Origin of the sequence: Halomonas sp. SpR1 (assembly GCF_031010175.1) — a bacterium.
GTDB lineage: Bacteria > Pseudomonadota > Gammaproteobacteria > Pseudomonadales > Halomonadaceae > Vreelandella.
This window is the reverse complement of the sequence record NZ_JAUAMB010000003.1, coordinates 204,132-221,018: the sequence shown is the minus strand read 5'-3', so window position 1 is coordinate 221,018 and position 16,887 is coordinate 204,132. Positions and strand designations below refer to the sequence as shown.

The window sequence follows — 16,887 nt, the reverse complement described above, 5'->3', positions numbered from 1 at the left end:
AGAGAGCGTGATGAAACAGCCATAAACGGCCCACGCTCGACGCTGTTTGAAGACGGGCAACTGCGTCTGCTGACCTTTAATTTGCAAGTGGGTATCCAGACATCGGCGTATCATCATTATCTCACGCGCAGCTGGCAGCACCTTCTGCCTCACCCGCGTCGCCAGCAGCGGCTGGATGTAATGGGGGAGGTGCTGAGCAAGTATGACGTGGTCGGTCTCCAAGAGGTCGATGGTGGTAGTTTTCGCTCTAGCCGCGTCAACCAGGTGGAGTACCTCGCTGCCAAAGCGGGGTTTCCCCATCACGTTCAGCAGCTCAATCGTAATCTGGGACGTATTGCTCAGCACAGTAACGGTTTGCTCTCGCGGTTGGTGCCCAGCCAAGTAGAAGAGCACCGTTTACCGGGGGCGATGCCTGGCCGCGGTGCGATTCATGCGCGCTTTGGTGAAGGGCCGGATGCGCTGCACATATTTGTTGCCCACTTAGCGCTCAGCCATCGTGGTCGGGTGCGTCAGCTCAATTATCTAAGTGAGATTATCCAGCCGCTGCGCCACGTTGTGGTGATGGGAGATCTCAACTGTACCCCTGACCAGCTGCATGCCCATGAGCGTTTTAGTGCGTCGCTACCACTGCATCCGGTTAAACCCCTGCTAAGTTACCCCTCCTGGCAGCCGCGCCACGCGCTGGATCATATTTTGTTGTCGCAGTCGTTAGAGGCCGCCGAGGTGCACGTGCTTGATCATCTGTTCTCCGATCACCTGCCGATCGCTGTCGATCTACCCTTGCCAGAGGCCTGTTTAGCGGCAATTCGCCCAAGCGTTTAATAATAAGCACGCTGTGCAGCGCGAGGGCGCTGCATTGTAAGCGTATATGCGCTATTGTCTGGAGCGCTGACTCCTCTTAGCCGTTTTACGCGAGACACTCCCATGTCGGACACAACACAACTACCTGCGTTTATTGGTGCGCTGGACCGCGCTTCAGAGTGGTTCGGGCGTACCCTTGCGTGGCTGATCATCATTATGATGTTGATTCAGTTCGCGATTGTACTGCTGCGTTACGCCTTCAGTGTGAACAGCATCTTTATGCAAGAGCTCGTGATGTATATGCACGCCAGTGTGTTTATGCTTGCGGCCGCTTATACCTTTCGCCACGACGGCCACGTGCGGGTGGATATCTTCTACCGAGGGATGACACCGCGCCGCCAGGCATTAATCAATGTCGTAGGTATTATCACGCTGTTGATTCCAGTGATGATCTTCATTATCGCTTCCAGCCTGGGTTACGTTGCCAACTCCTGGCGTATTCTGGAAACCTCCTCCGATTATGGCGGTATTCCGGCCGTCTACGCACTGAAAACCTTAATACCGCTGTTTGCCGTGCTGATGATCGTGCAAGGCGTGATTGAGATTGTGCGCAATGGCTACGTGATGGCCGGGCGGATAGTGCCGTCCGCTGCCGGTGGCAATCACCTTGAGGAGCGTGTTTGATGCTGGAATTCATGCCGATTATTTTATTTGCCGTTATATGCATCGTGCTGATGTTCGGCTTTCCCGTGGCGCTCTCGCTGGCGGGTACGGCGCTGCTGTTTGCCGGTATGGGGCTGGGCCTGGAAGCGATGGGTATCGACGCCAACTTCGATAGTGGCTATCTCGCCGCCTTGCCCAACCGGCTCTACGGCATTATGACCAACCAAACGCTGTTGGCGGTGCCACTGTTTGTTTTAATGGGCGTGTTGCTGGAAAAATCCAAAGTCGCCGAGACGCTGCTCGATGCCATGGCCCTGCTGTTTGGCGCCATGCGCGGCGGTTTGGGTATTTCGGTGACCCTGGTGGGCATGTTGATGGCGGCCTCTACCGGTATTGTGGGGGCCACCGTGGTCACCATGGGGTTGATGTCGCTGCCGACCATGCTCAAGCGTGGCTACAGCACATCGTTAGCCACAGGCACCATTTGCGCTACCGGCACCCTGGGCCAAATCATTCCCCCCTCCATTGCCCTGGTACTGCTGGGTGATGTGCTGTCATCGGCGTATCAACAAGCGCAGCTGGATATGGGCATTTTTAGCCCTAAGACCGTCTCGGTGGGCGACCTGTTTATGGGCGCGCTAGTGCCTGGCTTGCTGCTGGTCGTGATGTATATGATTTACGTTGCTCTGGTGGCGTGGTTGCGCCCGCATATGGCGCCTGCTGCCGACCGTGAAGAGTTAATGGCCGAGCTTGGCCATACCTCAGGGATTGGCATGCTGCTGCTCAAAGGGTTGGTGCCTCCCGTGGTGCTGATTGTGGCGGTACTGGGCTCGATCTTAAGCGGTTTTGCCACCCCCACCGAGGCCTCGGCAGTGGGCGCCTTCGGTGCTTTAGTGTTGGCATTGGCCTATCGTCAGCTTGATTGGGCGACCCTAAAAGACGTACTGCGCTCGACTACCCACGTCACCACCATGGTGTTTTTGATTCTGATCGGTGCGGCGCTGTTTTCGCTGGTCTTTCGTGCTTACGGCGGCGAGCATATGGTGACCGAATTGTTCGAGGGAATGCCTGGCGGGGTGGTCGGCGCGACGATTATCGTTATGCTGGTGATTTTCCTGCTCGGCTTTATTCTCGACTTTATCGAAATCACCTTTGTGGTGGTGCCCATTGTCGGGCCGATTCTGCTGGCTATGGGGCTTGACCCGATTTGGCTGGGCATCATGATCGCAATAAACCTGCAAACGTCGTTCTTAACGCCACCCTTTGGCTTCGCGCTGTTCTATCTGCGCGGTGTGGCGCCGCCGTCTGTGTCTACATCAGCGATTTACCGTGGTGTTATCCCGTTTATTCTGATGCAACTGGGTATGCTGCTCTTGCTGACGTTCTTCCCACAGCTGGCAACGTGGCTCCCTGATCAGTTTTAATTAACGCGCGATTAGTTGAAAAACAGCGCAGCTATCAACGGATAGATGTGGCAACCTAATTAAAAAGCAGTCAATAGCCATGAATGGCCTGTAGCAAACCGCCTAGTGTTCTACGCTAGGCGGGGTATTCCCTACTCAATAATAGTAATAATAGAAAGCAAGAGGGTTATTGTATGAAAGCCAAAACACTCCCCGTCGCCATTGCCATGACGACCGCACTTTCCGCCAGTTTGCTGGTGGTCTCTAGCGTTGATAATCACGCCCAGGCACAAGAAGACGAGTTCCGGTGGAAAATGGTTACCTCCTGGCCGAAGAACTTCCCCGGCGTTGGTCAAGGCCCAGAGCGCCTATCCCAGCTGGTCGACGAAATGTCGAATGGTCGTTTGACCATCGAAGTCTTCGGTGCTGGTCAATTGGTGCCGGGTTTTGAGGTATTTGACGCCGTTTCCGAAGGTACCGCTGAACTTGGCCACTCCGCCTCCTACTACTGGAAGGGCAAAGCACCTGCCGCACAATTCTTTGCCGCCGTGCCGTTTGGGATGAATGCCCAAGAGATGAACGCCTGGCTAAACTATGGCGGCGGTATGGAGCTGTGGAACGAGCTTTACGATGACTTCGGCGTAGACGTAATGGTCGCGGGCGCCTCGGGCGTGCAGATGGGCGGCTGGTACAACAAAGAGATTAACTCGGTTGACGACCTGAACGGCCTGAAAATGCGTATGCCCGGCCTGGGTGGCGAAGTCATGAGCCGCATGGGGGTAGCCATTGTCAACATGCCGGGCGGCGAGATCTTTACCTCTCTGCAGTCGGGGGCGATTGACGCAACAGAGTGGATTGGCCCATACAACGACCTGGCGTTTGGCCTGCATCAAGCCGCCGACTATTACTACTATCCAGGTTGGCACGAGCCGACGGTGATGTTCGAGGCGATCGTAAACGAAGAGGCTTACGCGGAGCTGCCCGCGGATCTACAGGCGATCCTGCGTAGCGCGATTAGCGACATCAACCAAAGCGTCCTGGATGAGTACACCGCGCGTAACAACGATGCGTTGGAAACCCTGGTCAACGAGCACGATGTTGAGCTACGCCGCATCCCTGACGATGTACTCGCTCAAGCCCGCGAGCATTCGGCTGATGTGGTTGCAGAGTTGGCGGAATCGAGCGAGCTGGCCACGCGGATCTATGACTCTTATCAAGCGTTCCAGGAAAAAGTCGAGGATTACCACGCCATCTCCGAGCAGGCGTACTACAACGCCCGCAACCCGGAAGGCGACACCGCTCAATAGTTTGCCCCGGTCACGCACGCAATGGCCGCCTTCGGGCGGCTTTTGTGTGACTGGCAGGTACGTTTTCAGCAGCATAAGGCGTGCAGCTTGGGTATCCTAGTGGGTATCTTAAAAGCAGGCGCACAGTGGCGTTTGTTGCTAATTTTGCCGTGAAGGAGCCCCATGTCTATCCATTCCCGTCTTCGCAATGTGCTTACCATCGCGGGTTCCGACCCTTCCGGTGGTGCTGGTCTACAGGGCGATTTGAAAACCTTTTCAGCCCTCGGCGTTTACGGCACCAACGTGATTACCGCGGTGATTGCCCAAAACACCTGCGGCGTGGCCTCGGTGTACCCTGTCGCTCCCCAGGCCATTCGCGAGCAGTTGGAACACCTGTTGGACGATGTGACGATAGATGCGGTCAAAATTGGCATGGTGGCCAGCCGCGAGGTCGCCGAGGTGATTGCCGACGTGCTGCGTCAGCGTAGGCCGCGCTGGATTGTGCTCGACCCAGTGATGGTCGCCAAAAGCGGCGATATTCTGGTCGACGATGAAGGCATTCGCGCCGTACGCGATATTCTCGTGCCGCTGGCCGATGTGATTACTCCCAACCTGCCAGAGGCCGCGGTACTGCTCGACACACCATCGCCCACCAGTTTAGACGCCATGGAGGCGATGCTGCCGGGCTTGACGCAGTTGGGCGCGCCCTATGTGGTGTTAAAAGGTGGCCATCTGCGCGGGGCCACCTGTCCGGATCTGCTGGCAACCCCCAATACTCATGAGTGGTTGCCCGCCTCGCGTATCGATACCAACAATTTACACGGCACCGGCTGTGCGCTCTCTTCGGCGATTGCCGCCTGCCTGGCGAAGCTACCCGTGGATGCCGGCACGGATGCCCCGGTAGCCGCCATCAGCGATGCCAAGCAGTGGCTGCATGCGGCGCTAGAGGCGAGCGTGCGCTTAAACGTGGGTAAAGGCCGTGGCCCGGTGCACCATTTTCACGCTTGGTGGTGATGAGTGTGCCGCTTTGAGGCATTTGGGCAACCGCTAACTTGCCAGAGAGCGCATTGCACACCATGCTAAGGAGTGTTTGCTTAACGACTTATAAGGCTGGGCTGCTCAGCCGAGGAGCGTTTCGCCATGCCTCGTACGATCTCAAGTACTATCCCAAGTACGATCTTGTTTGCCACTGATCTCTCTGCTGACAATCGCGCTGCGTTTGCCCGGGCTTTACGTCTGGCCTATGCCCGAGGTGTTCAGCTAGACGTGCTGCACGTGTTGGATCCCTATCTACCCCGGCGTGTGCTGCGCGATGTCGAGAGCGCGGTGGTGGAAGACATCACCACCATGCTGACGGATCTGCGCGAAGACTACGCCCTGGAGGCGCCGAAAACGCTGATCCAGACCGTTGCTGGCTCGCCTCATGTTGAAATTGTTCGTGAAGCCCATGAGCGCAACGCCGAGCTGATTGTGCTGGGCATGCATCGCAAGCGTGGGCAAAAAGATCTGCTGGCGGGCACCACCGTCATGCGCGTACTGCGCAGTGCGCCTTGCCCGGTAGTGGTCGCTTCTCACCAACCTACCCAACCCTGGCAGCACATTCTGGTGCCTATCGATTTTTCGCTGACGGCGCGGCATACCTTGAAAGAGGCGTTGATTCTCTTTCCCGAGGCGACACTTACCCTGCTGCACGCCTGGACACTGCCCGGCGAACGCGAATTGGGTTCACAAGCTTATTACGCCCACTGGCGGGAGCATGAGGTTCTGCGGCTGCGCGAGCAGTTGAACAACGAAATTGATAGCCTGATGGGGGATCTTGACGGCGTGCCCGGTGTTGAGTTGGTGCTAGAGCAAGGCGCGCCCTGCGACGTGCTGCAGGCGTATATGAAACGCCACTCGCCGGATCTGGTGATGATCGGCAGTCGTGGGCAGCCCCATCACACCAGTCAGCTAACCGAGATGCTGCTGTGTGAACCGCACTGCGATCTAATGCTCTGCCGCGCTTGGTAAACGGCGCAATTGAACAGCAGTATTTTGCTGACAATAATAAATATTGTACGGAACCTTTATTTGGCGTATCGGTATGTATAGATACGATGAGATAAGGAGGTTCTATGTACACACGCATATTGAGTGCTAGGCGCGCCGTTCAATTGTCACTGTTGCTTGCGGGGCTCTCGCTAATGCCCTGGGCAATGGCTAGCAGTGTGACCGAAAAAGGCGAAGCCTTTGAGCGCACGGTAGAGGAGCACGGCCAGCGCTATGGCCTGATTGGGAGCGGCGTGTTTCGTTACATGATCTGGACAGCCTATGCCGGCGCCTATTACCAGCTTGAAGGAGAAACCCAGCCGCAGCCGTTGAGCGACGTACCACGGCGTCTGGAGCTTGCTTATTTTCACTCCATCGACGCTCGCGACTTCGCGGAAGCCACCACGGAAACGCTGCAAAAGAGCCTTACCGCCTATGAATTTTCCCAGTTGGAAGCAGAGATTGAGGCATTTAACCAAAGCTACCAGGATGTCGAGCCGCAAGATCGCTATGTGCTGAGTTGGGACGGTGGCACGCTGCGTCTAGCGCTAAACGGCGAAACATTATATGAAGGCGGTAACGCAGAGCTGGCTAGCGCCATGTTCGGTATTTGGCTAGGCGAGCGGCCCTTGGGGAAAGATTTTCGCGATGCGCTGTTAGGCAGAAGCTAACTCAGGAAAAATTAACTCACGGTGGTTACAATGACCGTTTGTTAGTTCAGGAGAGGCTGAGTGAAGGCACTAATTCAGCGCGTAAAGCGCGCCAGCGTAGAGGTGGAAGGCGGGATTGTTGGCAGCATCGATCACGGGCTGCTGGCGCTGGTGGGAGTGGAGAAGCACGATGACGCGGCCGCTGTAGAAAAGCTGCTGCATAAACTGCTCCACTACCGGGTTTTCAGCGATGCCGAAGGCAAAATGAATCAAAACCTACAGCAGGTGAACGGTGGCTTGCTGCTTGTCTCACAATTCACTTTAGCGGCAGATACCCGCAAGGGGCTGCGCCCCAGCTTCTCCAGCGCCGCTCCCCCAGCCAAAGGTGAAGAGCTGTTTAACTTGCTGGTTAGCCAAGCGCAAACGGCCTGGCCGAACGTTGCCACCGGGGAGTTTGGCGCCGATATGCAGGTAGCGCTGGTCAACGATGGCCCAGTCACGTTTTTGCTGGAAAGCTAGTCGGGTTTTCTGGTGCTAGCTTTCTGCACCTTCGCTGGCGAGCAGCTCTGCTTCCATGGCCTCCAACGCCTCTTCGGCGCTAAGCCACTGCCGTTCTGACTCGTCTAAACGCGCTTTAATCTCTGCTTGCTGGCTAAGCGTCTTGGTTAGTTCGGCTTTGCGGGCGCTGTCGGTATAGAGTTCAGGGTCTGCCAGTACTTGCTCTATTTTATCGAGTTCCTGCTGGGCCTTTTCCATGGCTTTTTCCGCCTGATCGCGCTGCTTTTTCAGTGGGCGCAGCTTTTCGCGTAGCTCGGCGGCCGCTTTGCGTGACGCCTTGCGCGCTTCACGGCCGTCGCCGCTGGGCTGCTGGTTCTGGCGCTCGGCTTTTTCACCGCGGGAATCCCGGCGACTCTCTTCCAGGCGTGCTTTGAGCCAAACCCGGTAGTCTTCCAAATCGCCATCGAAGGGCTCGACGCGGTTATCCGCCACTTTCCAAAACTCATCTACCGTGGCGCGCAGCAGGTGGCGGTCGTGGGAGACCAGAATAACCGTGCCCTCGAAGCTGGCCAGCGCCTGTGTCAGCGCCTCGCGCATCTCTAAGTCCAGGTGGTTGGTGGGCTCATCGAGCAGCAGCAGGTTGGGCTTTTGCCAAGCGACGAGCGCCAGCGCCAGGCGGGCTTTCTCACCGCCGGAATAATTGGCGACTGTGCCGAAGGCGTCATCGCCCTTAAAACCAAAGCCGCCCAGGAAGTTGCGAATCTCCTGGTCGCTGGCGGTGGGCGAGAGGCGCTGCACGTGAACGAAGGGCGTCGAAGTGACATCGAGCCCTTCAAGCTGATGCTGAGCGAAGTAACCAATCGCCAAGTGCTCGCCGGGTACACGCTTACCATCAAGCAGCGCCAGTTCCCCGGTGAGCGACTTAATCAGCGTTGATTTACCCGCGCCGTTGGGGCCAAGCAGGCCAATGCGGCTGCCGGGCAGTAAGGTAACGTTGACCTTATCCAGCTGCACATTGTCCTCACCCCCGTTTTCGCCGGGATAACCCAGCTGCGCCTGATCCAGCACCAGCAGTGGGTGCGAAGTTTTGTCGGCGGCGGGCAGGGTAAAGTGGAAGGGGGAATCGACATGGGCAACGGCGATATCTTCCATCCGCTCGAGCATTTTGACCCGGCTTTGCGCTTGCTTCGCCTTGGTCGCCTGGGCGCGGAAGCGGGCGATAAACCGTTCGATCTCCTCCCGGCGCGCCTGCTGCTTGGCGGCTTCTGCCTGCTGCAAGGCGAGCTTTTCGGCCCGGGTGCGCTCAAACTGGGAGTAGTTGCCGCGGTACAGCTCCAGGGTTTGGTGATGCATATGCACAATGTGGTCGCACACAGCATCCAGGAAGTCGCGGTCGTGGGAAATCAGCAGCAGGGTGCCAGGGTAGCGGGTCAGCCACTGCTCCAGCCACAGCAGGGCGTCCAGATCCAGGTGGTTGGTAGGCTCATCCAGCAGTAGTAGGTCGGAAGGCATAAACAGCGTGCGGGCGAGGTTGACCCGCATCCGCCAGCCGCCAGAGAACGCCGAGAGGGGGCGGCTAAGGTCAGACTGGACAAAACCTAGCCCCACCAGTAACTGCGCCGCGCGTGATTCTGCGCGGTAGCCATCCAGGGTTTCAATCAGCCCGTGCAGTTCAGCCTCCCGGTGCGCCTCCCCGGCTTCCTGAGCGGCCAGTAAGTCAGCCTCTGCTTGGCGTAGCGCCAAGTCGCCATCGAGTACATACTCAATAATCGGGCGGTCAAGGGCGTCAACTTCCTGGGCCATATGCGCAATGCGCTGACCGCCGCTCATCTCGACATCGCCCTGGTCGGGTGCGAGCTCGCCGAGCAAGAGTTTGAAAAGGCTCGATTTACCGGCGCCGTTTGCCCCGATAATCCCGGTTTTTACCCCGTTATGAAGGGTAACGTCCGCGTTGTCGAGTAGCGTTTGCGTGCCGCGTTGCAGGGCGACTTGGCGCAGTGCGATCATGCCTTCTCCCGAAGAAAGTGGGTCATTTAATGCGAAATTCTACTGCACTTGATTCTACCCGATTGCAACGCTTACAGCAGGCACCGTTATGGGATTTTGCACTGGCGGTGTATGCCAAGCCCGGAGTTGAGGCCGCCTGCCTGACGCTTCAAGAGGAAGCCGGGCTTGACGTTTGCGAGGTGCTGTTTCATTGCTGGCTCTATTCGTTCGGTTTAGAAGCCCTACCTGCTGCGCTGGAACGAGAGCGTGAGCAGCGTCGCTTGTGGCAACGCGATGTGACAGAGGTTTTGCGTGGATTACGCAGCGACTTAAAAGCCAAGGCTGAGGCGAGTGAGTCGGTGACAGCGTTGCGCGAAACCATAAAGCAGGCAGAGTTGATGGCTGAGCGTGAGAACCTTCAACGTTGGCAAGCGTGGGTTTGGGAGGCGCCAGACGATGAAAGAAGGGTGATAAATATGGCCGAAAAGTCGCCAGATGCGGCTAACTGGTTGCGAAAGCAGCTGCTTTATAGCCAAAGTGACCACCCCTCTAACGGTGGCATAAAGGCGCAAAAGGCATGGCTATATCCGCTACAAACGCTTACTTGCCAGCTTGACCCTCACCAAGGAGCGCGCTAGCCTGAAATTAAGCTGTTTTTGAAATACCTAGCATTATTCGCCCGCCAGCATGCAGTATGGATTGTAGTATGAATTCTATTACTGCCTGTTAGTGAGCACCGGAATACGGGTTAATTAACCCCGGTTGGCGAACAAATAGTGTCGCGTTGAGAAATACGATACTGACCCTACTGCTAAAACATTGAATTTTAACAGTGGGGTTCTCAAAACTAGGTTTTTGCGCATTCGTACAGCGCGCTTACCACTGCAAGGGGAACACCGCATGAAGGCAAGCAAATCCATATCTACTCGTTCAGTAACCTCTAAATTGATGACCACGGCCAGTGTGGGTGCACTGCTGTTTGGTCTCAGTGCCGCTGCTCAAGCAGATAACTGGCGCTATGCTCACGAGGAGTATGAAGGCGACGTTCAAGACGTCTTTGCCTATGCTTTTAAAGAGTATATTGAAGAGAACTCAGACCACACTGTACAAGTTTACCGCTTTGGTGAGCTGGGCGAGTCTGACGACATTATGGAGCAGACCCAGAACGGCATTCTGCAGTTTGTAAACCAATCACCTGGTTTCACCGGCGCCCTGATTCCTGAAGCGCAAATCTTCTTCATCCCTTACCTGCTACCGACCGACGAAGAAACCGTTTTGGAGTTTTTCGACGAAAGTAAGGCGATCAACGAGATGTTTCCTGAGCTTTACGCCGAGCAAGGTTTAGAGCTGCTGAAGATGTATCCAGAAGGCGAAATGGTCATCACCACCAATGAACCGTTCTCCTCGCCGGAGGAGCTGGATAACAAGAAAATCCGTACTATGACCAATCCGCTGCTGACGGAAACCTACGACGCTTTTGGCGCAACGCCGACGCCGTTGCCGTGGGGTGAAGTCTACGGTGGTCTGCAGACCGGCATCATTGACGGCCAAGAGAACCCGATTTTCTGGATCGAGTCCGGTGGTTTGTATGAGGTGTCTCCACACCTGACGTTTACCGGCCACGGCTGGTTCACCACTGCGATGATGGCCAACCAGGACTTCTACGAAGGCTTATCTGAAGAAGACCAAACGCTGGTGAACGAAGCCTCTGAAGCTGCGTATGACCATACGATTGAACATATCAAAGGCTTGGCTGAAGAGTCCCTTGAGAAGATTCAGGCAGCGTCTGACGAAGTGACGGTGACGCGTCTCGACGAAGAGCAAATTCAAGCCTTCCGTGACCGCGCCCCACAGGTCGAAGAGGCCTTCCTGGAAATGACCGGTGAGAAAGGTCAAGAGCTACTTGAGCAGTTTAAAGCTGACCTTGAAGCCGTGACTAACGAGTAATCACCCTCTAAGCCACACTGGCGATCGGATGATTATCAAGGGGCAGCAGAGGCTGCCCCTTTTTATTTTGCGAAGTAAGGCGTAAGTCATTCGGGCTGTTTTAACAACGTTACCGTCGGGTTACGTACATCTAGCGTTGAATCACTGACAACAGCATACCGTTACGCTGTATCTATTGTGCCGACGGCACCTAACTGATGCCGTTAGAGCCGTTCAAAAGGAGTCCGGCCATGACCGACGAAGAGATGGAAAAGAGTTACCGCTCCGGTTTGCCGGGGATACTGGGCGTGATCGACACTGCAATTAGCAAAATAGAAGCCGTGATACTCGCGATGGGTGTTTTGCTAATGGCGCTGAATACGGTCACCAACGTGGTTGCCCGCTTTGTATTTGGCAACAGCATCATGTTTTCCGGTGAGCTAAATCGAATTTTAATCATCATGATTACCTTTGCGGGCATTGGCTATGCCGCGCGTCATGGTCGCCATATCCGTATGTCGGCTATTTACGATGCGCTGCCGGTAGGTGGGCGCAGAGTGCTGATGATCACCATTGCACTGTTTACTTCGCTGGTAATGTTTTTCCTGCTCTACTATTCGATTGTTTATATTGTTGATCTGCATAGCAAAGGCCGCGTACTGCCTTCCCTGGGCTTACCGGTGTGGATCATTTACCTATGGGTGCCAATGGGCTTTCTAATCACCGGTATTCAATACTTGCTGACCGCCGTTAAAAACTTCACGTCCCACGATGTCTATCTTTCGACGGGTGTGGTGGATGGTTACAAAGACACTGAAACAGAAGTCTAACGCGGGGCACTGCACCCTAGGGGAACAGCTATGACGACAATAATGGTCACCACCATGATTGCCCTGCTGCTGCTGGGCTTTCCAATGATGATTCCGCTGATTACCGCTGCGGTAATTGGCTTCTATATGATGTTTAACGGCTTCGGCCAGATGGACACGCTGATTCAGCAGATGATGGCGGGTATACGGCCGGCTTCGCTGATTGCTGTGCCCATGTTTATTCTTGCTGCTGATATCATGACCCGCGGCCAATCCGCTAATCGCTTGATCGATATGGTGATGTCGTTTATCGGTCATATTAAAGGCGGCTTAGCGGTGAGTACGGCGGCTTCGTGTACATTGTTTGGTGCCGTATCGGGCTCGACTCAGGCGACCGTTGTTGCTGTTGGTTCGCCGCTGCGTCCGAAAATGCTTAAAGCGGGCTACTCGGACTCTTTCACGCTGGCGCTGATTATCAATTCCAGCGATATCGCGTTTTTGATCCCCCCCAGTATCGGCATGATTATTTACGGGGTTATCTCGGGTACTTCTATCGGTGAGCTATTTATTGCCGGGATTGGCCCAGGCTTAATGATCCTATGCATGTTTGCAGCTTACAGTATCATTTACGCCATCATTAAAGACGTACCCACAGAGCCGAAATCGAGCTGGAAAGAGCGCGCTAAAGCTATTCAATTGGCACTGTGGCCGCTTGGTTTTCCGGTGATTATTGTCGGTGGTATCTACGGCGGTATTTTTAGCCCGACCGAAGCTGCAGCGGCTTGTGTGCTGTATGCCATTTTGCTCGAGTTTGTGGTCTTCCGCTCGCTTAAGATGAACGATATTTATGCCATCGCCAAGTCAACCGGTTTGATTACCGCGGTAGTGTTTATCTTGGTGGCGGTGGGTAATGGCTTCTCGTGGATTATATCGTTTGCCCAGATCCCACAGATGATCTTGGAGGCGGTGGGGGTAAACGAAGCAGGCCCCACTGGCGTGCTGATTGCCATCTGTATCGCCTTCTTCGTTGCCTGTATGTTTGTCGATCCCATTGTGGTCATTCTGGTATTGACGCCTATCTTTACCCCTGCCATCGAGGCCACTGGGCTCGACCCAGTACTGGTGGGTATTTTGATCACACTGCAGGTGGCAATAGGTTCGGCAACCCCGCCCTTCGGATGCGATATTTTCACCGCGATTGCAATTTTCAAGCGCCCCTATTGGGATGTGATCAAAGGCACTCCGCCGTTTATTTTCATGCTGATTTTAGCCGCCGCTCTGCTGATCATGTTCCCGCAAATTGCGCTGTTCCTGCGCGATGTTGCCTTCCGCTAAACAGCCACAAGGAGTACGCGAATGTTTAATCGCATTTTAGTCCCGGTGGATGGTTCTAAAGGCGCCTTGAGGGCGCTGGAAAAGGCGGTGGGTTTGCAAATGCTAACCGGCGCTGAGCTCTATCTGCTGTGCGTGTTTAAACACCACAGCCTGCTGGAAGCCTCGCTCTCTATGGTGCGGCCTAACCAGTTGGATATTCCTGACGATGCGTTAAAAGAGTACGCCACCGAGATCGCTGTGCATGCGAAATCCCATGCTATTGAACTGGGTGCGGACAGTGCCCGCGTGCGTGCCTTTGTAAAGGGCGGGCGGCCCTCGCGCATTATTGTGCGTTTTGCCCGTAAGCGGGAGTGCGACCTGATTGTGATTGGCGCCCAGGGTACCAATGGCGAAAAGAACCCGCTGTTGGGTAGCGTTTCTCAACGAGTGGCGGGAGCGGCGCACTGCCCTACGCTAGTTGTCTAAAGCGACTAAACCTCTGGTTTATTGTGCGGTCTCATAAAACACCCATTGTCCCGAAGATGCAGCCCGGGGCAGTGGGTGTTAGTCTTTATATGACACTGATTGGCGTTCGGCGCCGCTATAAAAAGGATCTTTCATGAAACAACTGCTCTCTACTACGGCTCTGACAGGTTTGCTTTTGGTCGCCCCTTTTGCCGCGGCAGCGCCAGAAACTGAAGAACAGCGTTTGGCTTACAGCCTGGGTGTCACCCTGGGTGAAAGCATGCAGGCGGACATCGCAGACCTCGACTTGGATGCTTTTCACGAAGGCATGAGCGACGTGTTTGAAGATAACGACTTGGCGCTTAGTGAAGAAGAGATGACCGAAGCGTTGATGGCCTTCCAGGAGCAGTCAATGCAAGCGCGTGAAGCAGAAGCTGAAGAGATTGCGCAGAACAATCTCGAAGAGGGTGAAGCCTTCCTGGCTGAAAACGCTGAGCGCGATGAAGTGTCTGTAACTGACTCAGGCCTTCAGTATGAAGTGCTTGAAACTGGCGACGGAGCCACGCCTGGCCCTGAAGACACCGTCGAAGTGAACTACGAAGGCATGCTGCTAGATGGCACCGTCTTTGATAGTTCGTTTGAGCGTGGGGAATCCGTCAGCTTTCAGACCAATCAAGTGATTGAAGGTTGGCAGGAAGCGCTGCAGATGATGAGCGTTGGCGATAGCTGGATGCTGTATATTCCCGCAGATCTTGCTTACGGCGAGAATGGTCAAGGGCCGATTGGGCCTAACGAAGTGCTGACCTTCCGCGTTGAACTATTAGGCGTTGAATAAGCAATGCGTCCAGCTCCCCTCTTTAAAGTGCACCCCATCGCTTATGCGCTGTTTTGCGTTGGGATATGCGCTCCGCTGATGGCGCAAGCCGATACGACCAACGAACCGGAGGGTTTGCCCGCTTTAAGCGCGGCAAGCGAGCAGGCCAGCGTGGTGGGCGTATCATCGGGTGGTTATATGGCGACCCAGCTAGTGGTCGCCTGGCCCGAGCGGTTTAGTGGCTTGGGCGTGTTGGCGGCGGGGCCTTGGAGCTGCGCGCAGGGTTCGCTGAGCCTGGCGCTTAACCAATGCATGATGACCCGCAGGGGCGAACCTTCATTAGATGAACTGGAGGCGCGTCACCAGCGCTATATCGGGCTTGAACAGGTAGGTAGCCCTGAGGCACTTAGTCAGCTCCGGGTATATTTGTGGCACGGCGAAGAGGATGAGGTCGTGGAGCCACTGCTGGGTGACCTGCTGGCTGAGCAGTGGCAGCAGTGGCTTGCCTCCCCCGACCAGCTGCGCGTTGCGCGCAGTGACAATGCAGGGCATGGCTGGCCGGTACGGTTACCCAGTGAAGCCGCCCCAGGGCCCCACGAGTGGGGCGATTGTCGTCAGGGAGGTGGTAGCTTTCTGTTGTCCTGCGATGAGGATATTGCCGGAGAAATGCTGGATTGGCTCTATCCCGAACGAAAAGCCTCGGGCGCTAGTGAGCAAGAGGGAGGGCAAAGTGGCGAATTGGTCGCGTTTGATCAGTCAGAATTTGCGGTAAAGGGTCTAGCTGATACCGGCTATGTGTTTATACCCGAAGGCTGTGAAGCGGGGGAGTGCCCGGTAACGCTGGCATTGCATGGATGCCAAATGAACGCAGAGGCCATTGGCGATACGTTCATACGCTACACCGGGCTGAATGCCTGGGCGGCAGCGCATCAGCAAATCGTGCTCTATCCTCAGGCCGAAAGCAGTATGGCGAACCCGCAGGGCTGCTGGGACTGGTGGGGGTTTGCTGAAAGTACCTGGCAGTTAAGCCCTCAGCACGATACCCGTAACGGCACCCAAATTGGCGCATTGATGGCCATGTTGGATCGTTTACAAGCCGCACCCGAACAAGTCGATTAAGAGGCTCCGCTTAGCCGCCTAGTTCGCTCTCTAACGCGGAAACCAGGCCATGCGGGGTTGGTGAGTAGAGCACCCGCTGGAGAATCTCGCCCTCGCGGTTGACTAAAAAAAGCGAGGCGCTGTGATCAATGGTGTAGGCCATTGCTGAGTCCGGCGCTTCGACTTTTCGCCATATCACGCCATAGCGTGAGGCGACATCCTCTAGCTGTTCTTGGCTGCCCACCGCGCCGATAAACTCCTCACCGAAAAAGCTCATGTACTCCTGCATGCGCTCAATAGTGTCGCGTTCGGGATCAACGGTGACCATCACTGGCACCACACGCTCGCGCTGCTCCTCAGAGAGCTGGGCCAAGGCTTGGCGTTTAACCGACTGGGTCATGGGGCAGATATCGGGGCAATATGTATAGCCGAACGAAACAATCGCGACTTGATCGTCGTCCAGCTGGGTCAATAAAAAATCCCCCTGGGTAGAGGGTAATTCAATTGGGCCACCTACTGGCTCCCCTTCTCTGGGGGCGAAAGCATACTGATAGAGGCCAATGCCGCTGGCCACCAGCAAAACCGCGATCAACCCCGCGCCTAACCATAACGGTTTCCTTGCCATATGCGTTAACTCCGAATCACGTCAAAATCGAACCAACTGCCCACTTTGCCTTCTGCGGTTTCCAGTATGACACGCGCTCGCCAGGGCATAATGTTCTGAGTGCAAATCCCCACTTGGCCTTGACCGTGAAAATGGCCGGGTGAGTCTGCGCTAAGGGCAAAGCGATGTAGTCCTAAATCCATATCCCGGCCAATAAAATCGACCTCGACCTGGGTGGCATTAACGCCATCCACTGCCACTTCCAGCGGTAATGCTTCCAATGCATCAATACGTCCATCGGACTGCACGTGGAGGGTGATACGGCCCAGCTCACCCAGGGTGGCGGAGCAGGGTTCTGCATGCAAGTCGCAGCTTGAAGTGGGCGGAAACCATGTTACATCACTGTCGGGGTGGAGCCAGTGTGAAAAGGCGTACCATGCGCAGGCCGCCAGCGCCAAGCCAGTGACCAGTATCAGTACCCTTAAGACGGGAAAGCCCGTCGGGTGTGCAGGTTTTGATATCATCTTCATGGCAGAATAATC

The 16,887-nt window shown here is 55.5% G+C and carries 18 protein-coding genes; 15 read left to right on the top strand and 3 right to left on the bottom strand.

From position 1 onward, the window contains the following. Positions 1-21: 21 nt before the first annotated feature. The 8 genes from QT231_RS04175 (at position 22) to dtd (ending at position 7,350) form a co-directional block, all read left to right on the top strand. Positions 22-822: an endonuclease/exonuclease/phosphatase family protein gene (locus tag QT231_RS04175; RefSeq protein ID WP_374694374.1), complete on the top strand. Its 801-nt coding sequence runs from the start codon at positions 22-24 to the stop codon at positions 820-822. A 102-nt stretch (positions 823-924) separates the two neighbouring features. Further along, positions 925-1,485 (top strand): TRAP transporter small permease subunit, encoded by a 561-nt coding sequence (locus QT231_RS04170; protein WP_133732177.1) that lies wholly within the window; start codon positions 925-927, stop codon positions 1,483-1,485. Continuing rightward, a complete protein-coding gene (locus tag QT231_RS04165; protein WP_308335668.1) occupies positions 1,485-2,888 on the top strand; it encodes a TRAP transporter large permease subunit in 1,404 nt (467 codons plus the stop codon). Before QT231_RS04170 ends, QT231_RS04165 begins: the two co-directional genes overlap by 1 nt. 173 nt (positions 2,889-3,061) lie before the next feature. Next, complete coding sequence (locus QT231_RS04160; RefSeq protein WP_308335667.1) at positions 3,062-4,174, top strand: TRAP transporter substrate-binding protein; 1,113 nt, start codon at positions 3,062-3,064, stop codon at positions 4,172-4,174. Between the two features lie 162 nt (positions 4,175-4,336). Then, the gene (gene thiD / locus QT231_RS04155; protein WP_308335666.1) at positions 4,337-5,167 is read left to right on the top strand and encodes a bifunctional hydroxymethylpyrimidine kinase/phosphomethylpyrimidine kinase; all 831 of its coding nucleotides are present in this window, start codon (positions 4,337-4,339) and stop codon (positions 5,165-5,167) included. 150 nt (positions 5,168-5,317) lie between these two features. Beyond that, positions 5,318-6,163, top strand: coding sequence for a universal stress protein (locus QT231_RS04150; protein WP_308335687.1), 846 nt, complete (start codon positions 5,318-5,320; stop codon positions 6,161-6,163). A 104-nt stretch (positions 6,164-6,267) separates the two neighbouring features. Next, entirely contained in the window at positions 6,268-6,852 is a 585-nt protein-coding gene (locus QT231_RS04145) for a chalcone isomerase family protein (RefSeq protein ID WP_308335665.1), read from the top strand. A gap of 60 nt (positions 6,853-6,912) precedes the next feature. Continuing rightward, positions 6,913-7,350 carry a D-aminoacyl-tRNA deacylase gene (gene dtd / locus QT231_RS04140; protein WP_308335664.1) on the top strand — a complete coding sequence of 146 codons (438 nt, stop codon included), beginning with the start codon at positions 6,913-6,915 and terminating at the stop codon, positions 7,348-7,350. A gap of 15 nt (positions 7,351-7,365) precedes the next feature. Here the strand turns inward: dtd and QT231_RS04135 are convergent, their stop codons facing one another. Continuing rightward, positions 7,366-9,336 carry an ATP-binding cassette domain-containing protein gene (locus QT231_RS04135; protein WP_308335663.1) on the bottom strand — a complete coding sequence of 657 codons (1,971 nt, stop codon included), beginning with the start codon at positions 9,334-9,336 and terminating at the stop codon, positions 7,366-7,368. Positions 9,337-9,365: 29 nt separating this feature from the next. Here QT231_RS04135 and QT231_RS04130 point away from each other — a divergent pair, with 29 nt between their 5' ends. The 7 genes from QT231_RS04130 to QT231_RS04100 all read left to right on the top strand — a co-directional run bounded on the left by QT231_RS04130 (position 9,366) and on the right by QT231_RS04100 (position 15,762). After that, on the top strand, positions 9,366-9,953 hold the full coding sequence (locus QT231_RS04130) for a TIGR02444 family protein (protein ID WP_308335662.1): 588 nt from the start codon (positions 9,366-9,368) through the stop codon (positions 9,951-9,953). A gap of 262 nt (positions 9,954-10,215) precedes the next feature. Next, entirely contained in the window at positions 10,216-11,262 is a 1,047-nt protein-coding gene (gene dctP / locus QT231_RS04125; RefSeq protein WP_308335661.1) for a TRAP transporter substrate-binding protein DctP, read from the top strand. A 230-nt stretch (positions 11,263-11,492) separates the two neighbouring features. Continuing rightward, positions 11,493-12,071: a TRAP transporter small permease gene (locus QT231_RS04120; RefSeq protein ID WP_308335660.1), complete on the top strand. Its 579-nt coding sequence runs from the start codon at positions 11,493-11,495 to the stop codon at positions 12,069-12,071. Positions 12,072-12,101: 30 nt separating this feature from the next. Continuing rightward, on the top strand, positions 12,102-13,385 hold the full coding sequence (locus tag QT231_RS04115; protein ID WP_308335659.1) for a TRAP transporter large permease: 1,284 nt from the start codon (positions 12,102-12,104) through the stop codon (positions 13,383-13,385). Between the two features lie 21 nt (positions 13,386-13,406). Further along, positions 13,407-13,850 (top strand): universal stress protein, encoded by a 444-nt coding sequence (locus QT231_RS04110; RefSeq protein ID WP_088700144.1) that lies wholly within the window; start codon positions 13,407-13,409, stop codon positions 13,848-13,850. Between the two features lie 133 nt (positions 13,851-13,983). Further along, positions 13,984-14,664, top strand: a complete 681-nt coding sequence (locus QT231_RS04105) for an FKBP-type peptidyl-prolyl cis-trans isomerase (protein WP_308335658.1) — start codon at positions 13,984-13,986, stop codon at positions 14,662-14,664. Positions 14,665-14,667: 3 nt separating this feature from the next. Next, positions 14,668-15,762 (top strand): PHB depolymerase family esterase, encoded by a 1,095-nt coding sequence (locus QT231_RS04100; RefSeq protein WP_308335657.1) that lies wholly within the window; start codon positions 14,668-14,670, stop codon positions 15,760-15,762. Positions 15,763-15,772: 10 nt separating this feature from the next. Here QT231_RS04100 and QT231_RS04095 read toward each other — a convergent pair whose 3' ends face one another. Both QT231_RS04095 and QT231_RS04090 read right to left on the bottom strand, forming a co-directional pair. Then, on the bottom strand, positions 15,773-16,366 hold the full coding sequence (locus QT231_RS04095; RefSeq protein WP_308335656.1) for an SCO family protein: 594 nt from the start codon (positions 16,364-16,366) through the stop codon (positions 15,773-15,775). 5 nt (positions 16,367-16,371) lie between these two features. After that, complete coding sequence (locus QT231_RS04090; protein WP_308335655.1) at positions 16,372-16,875, bottom strand: hypothetical protein; 504 nt, start codon at positions 16,873-16,875, stop codon at positions 16,372-16,374. Between the last annotated feature and the right edge of the window lie 12 nt (positions 16,876-16,887).

Excerpts from the sequence above, each read along its gene's own strand:
- QT231_RS04170 (WP_133732177.1), top strand. The coding sequence starts at position 925 with ATGTCGGACACAACACAACTACCTGCGTTTATTGGTGCGCTGGACCGC.
- QT231_RS04165 (WP_308335668.1), top strand. The coding sequence starts at position 1,485 with ATGCTGGAATTCATGCCGATTATTTTATTTGCCGTTATATGCATCGTG.
- QT231_RS04160 (WP_308335667.1), top strand. The coding sequence starts at position 3,062 with ATGAAAGCCAAAACACTCCCCGTCGCCATTGCCATGACGACCGCACTT.
- thiD (WP_308335666.1), top strand. The coding sequence starts at position 4,337 with ATGTCTATCCATTCCCGTCTTCGCAATGTGCTTACCATCGCGGGTTCC.
- QT231_RS04145 (WP_308335665.1), top strand. The coding sequence starts at position 6,268 with ATGTACACACGCATATTGAGTGCTAGGCGCGCCGTTCAATTGTCACTG.
- QT231_RS04135 (WP_308335663.1), bottom strand. The coding sequence starts at position 9,336 with ATGATCGCACTGCGCCAAGTCGCCCTGCAACGCGGCACGCAAACGCTA.
- QT231_RS04130 (WP_308335662.1), top strand. The coding sequence starts at position 9,366 with ATGCGAAATTCTACTGCACTTGATTCTACCCGATTGCAACGCTTACAG.
- dctP (WP_308335661.1), top strand. The coding sequence starts at position 10,216 with ATGAAGGCAAGCAAATCCATATCTACTCGTTCAGTAACCTCTAAATTG.
- QT231_RS04120 (WP_308335660.1), top strand. The coding sequence starts at position 11,493 with ATGACCGACGAAGAGATGGAAAAGAGTTACCGCTCCGGTTTGCCGGGG.
- QT231_RS04115 (WP_308335659.1), top strand. The coding sequence starts at position 12,102 with ATGACGACAATAATGGTCACCACCATGATTGCCCTGCTGCTGCTGGGC.
- QT231_RS04110 (WP_088700144.1), top strand. The coding sequence starts at position 13,407 with ATGTTTAATCGCATTTTAGTCCCGGTGGATGGTTCTAAAGGCGCCTTG.
- QT231_RS04105 (WP_308335658.1), top strand. The coding sequence starts at position 13,984 with ATGAAACAACTGCTCTCTACTACGGCTCTGACAGGTTTGCTTTTGGTC.
- QT231_RS04100 (WP_308335657.1), top strand. The coding sequence starts at position 14,668 with ATGCGTCCAGCTCCCCTCTTTAAAGTGCACCCCATCGCTTATGCGCTG.
- QT231_RS04095 (WP_308335656.1), bottom strand. The coding sequence starts at position 16,366 with ATGGCAAGGAAACCGTTATGGTTAGGCGCGGGGTTGATCGCGGTTTTG.
- QT231_RS04090 (WP_308335655.1), bottom strand. The coding sequence starts at position 16,875 with ATGAAGATGATATCAAAACCTGCACACCCGACGGGCTTTCCCGTCTTA.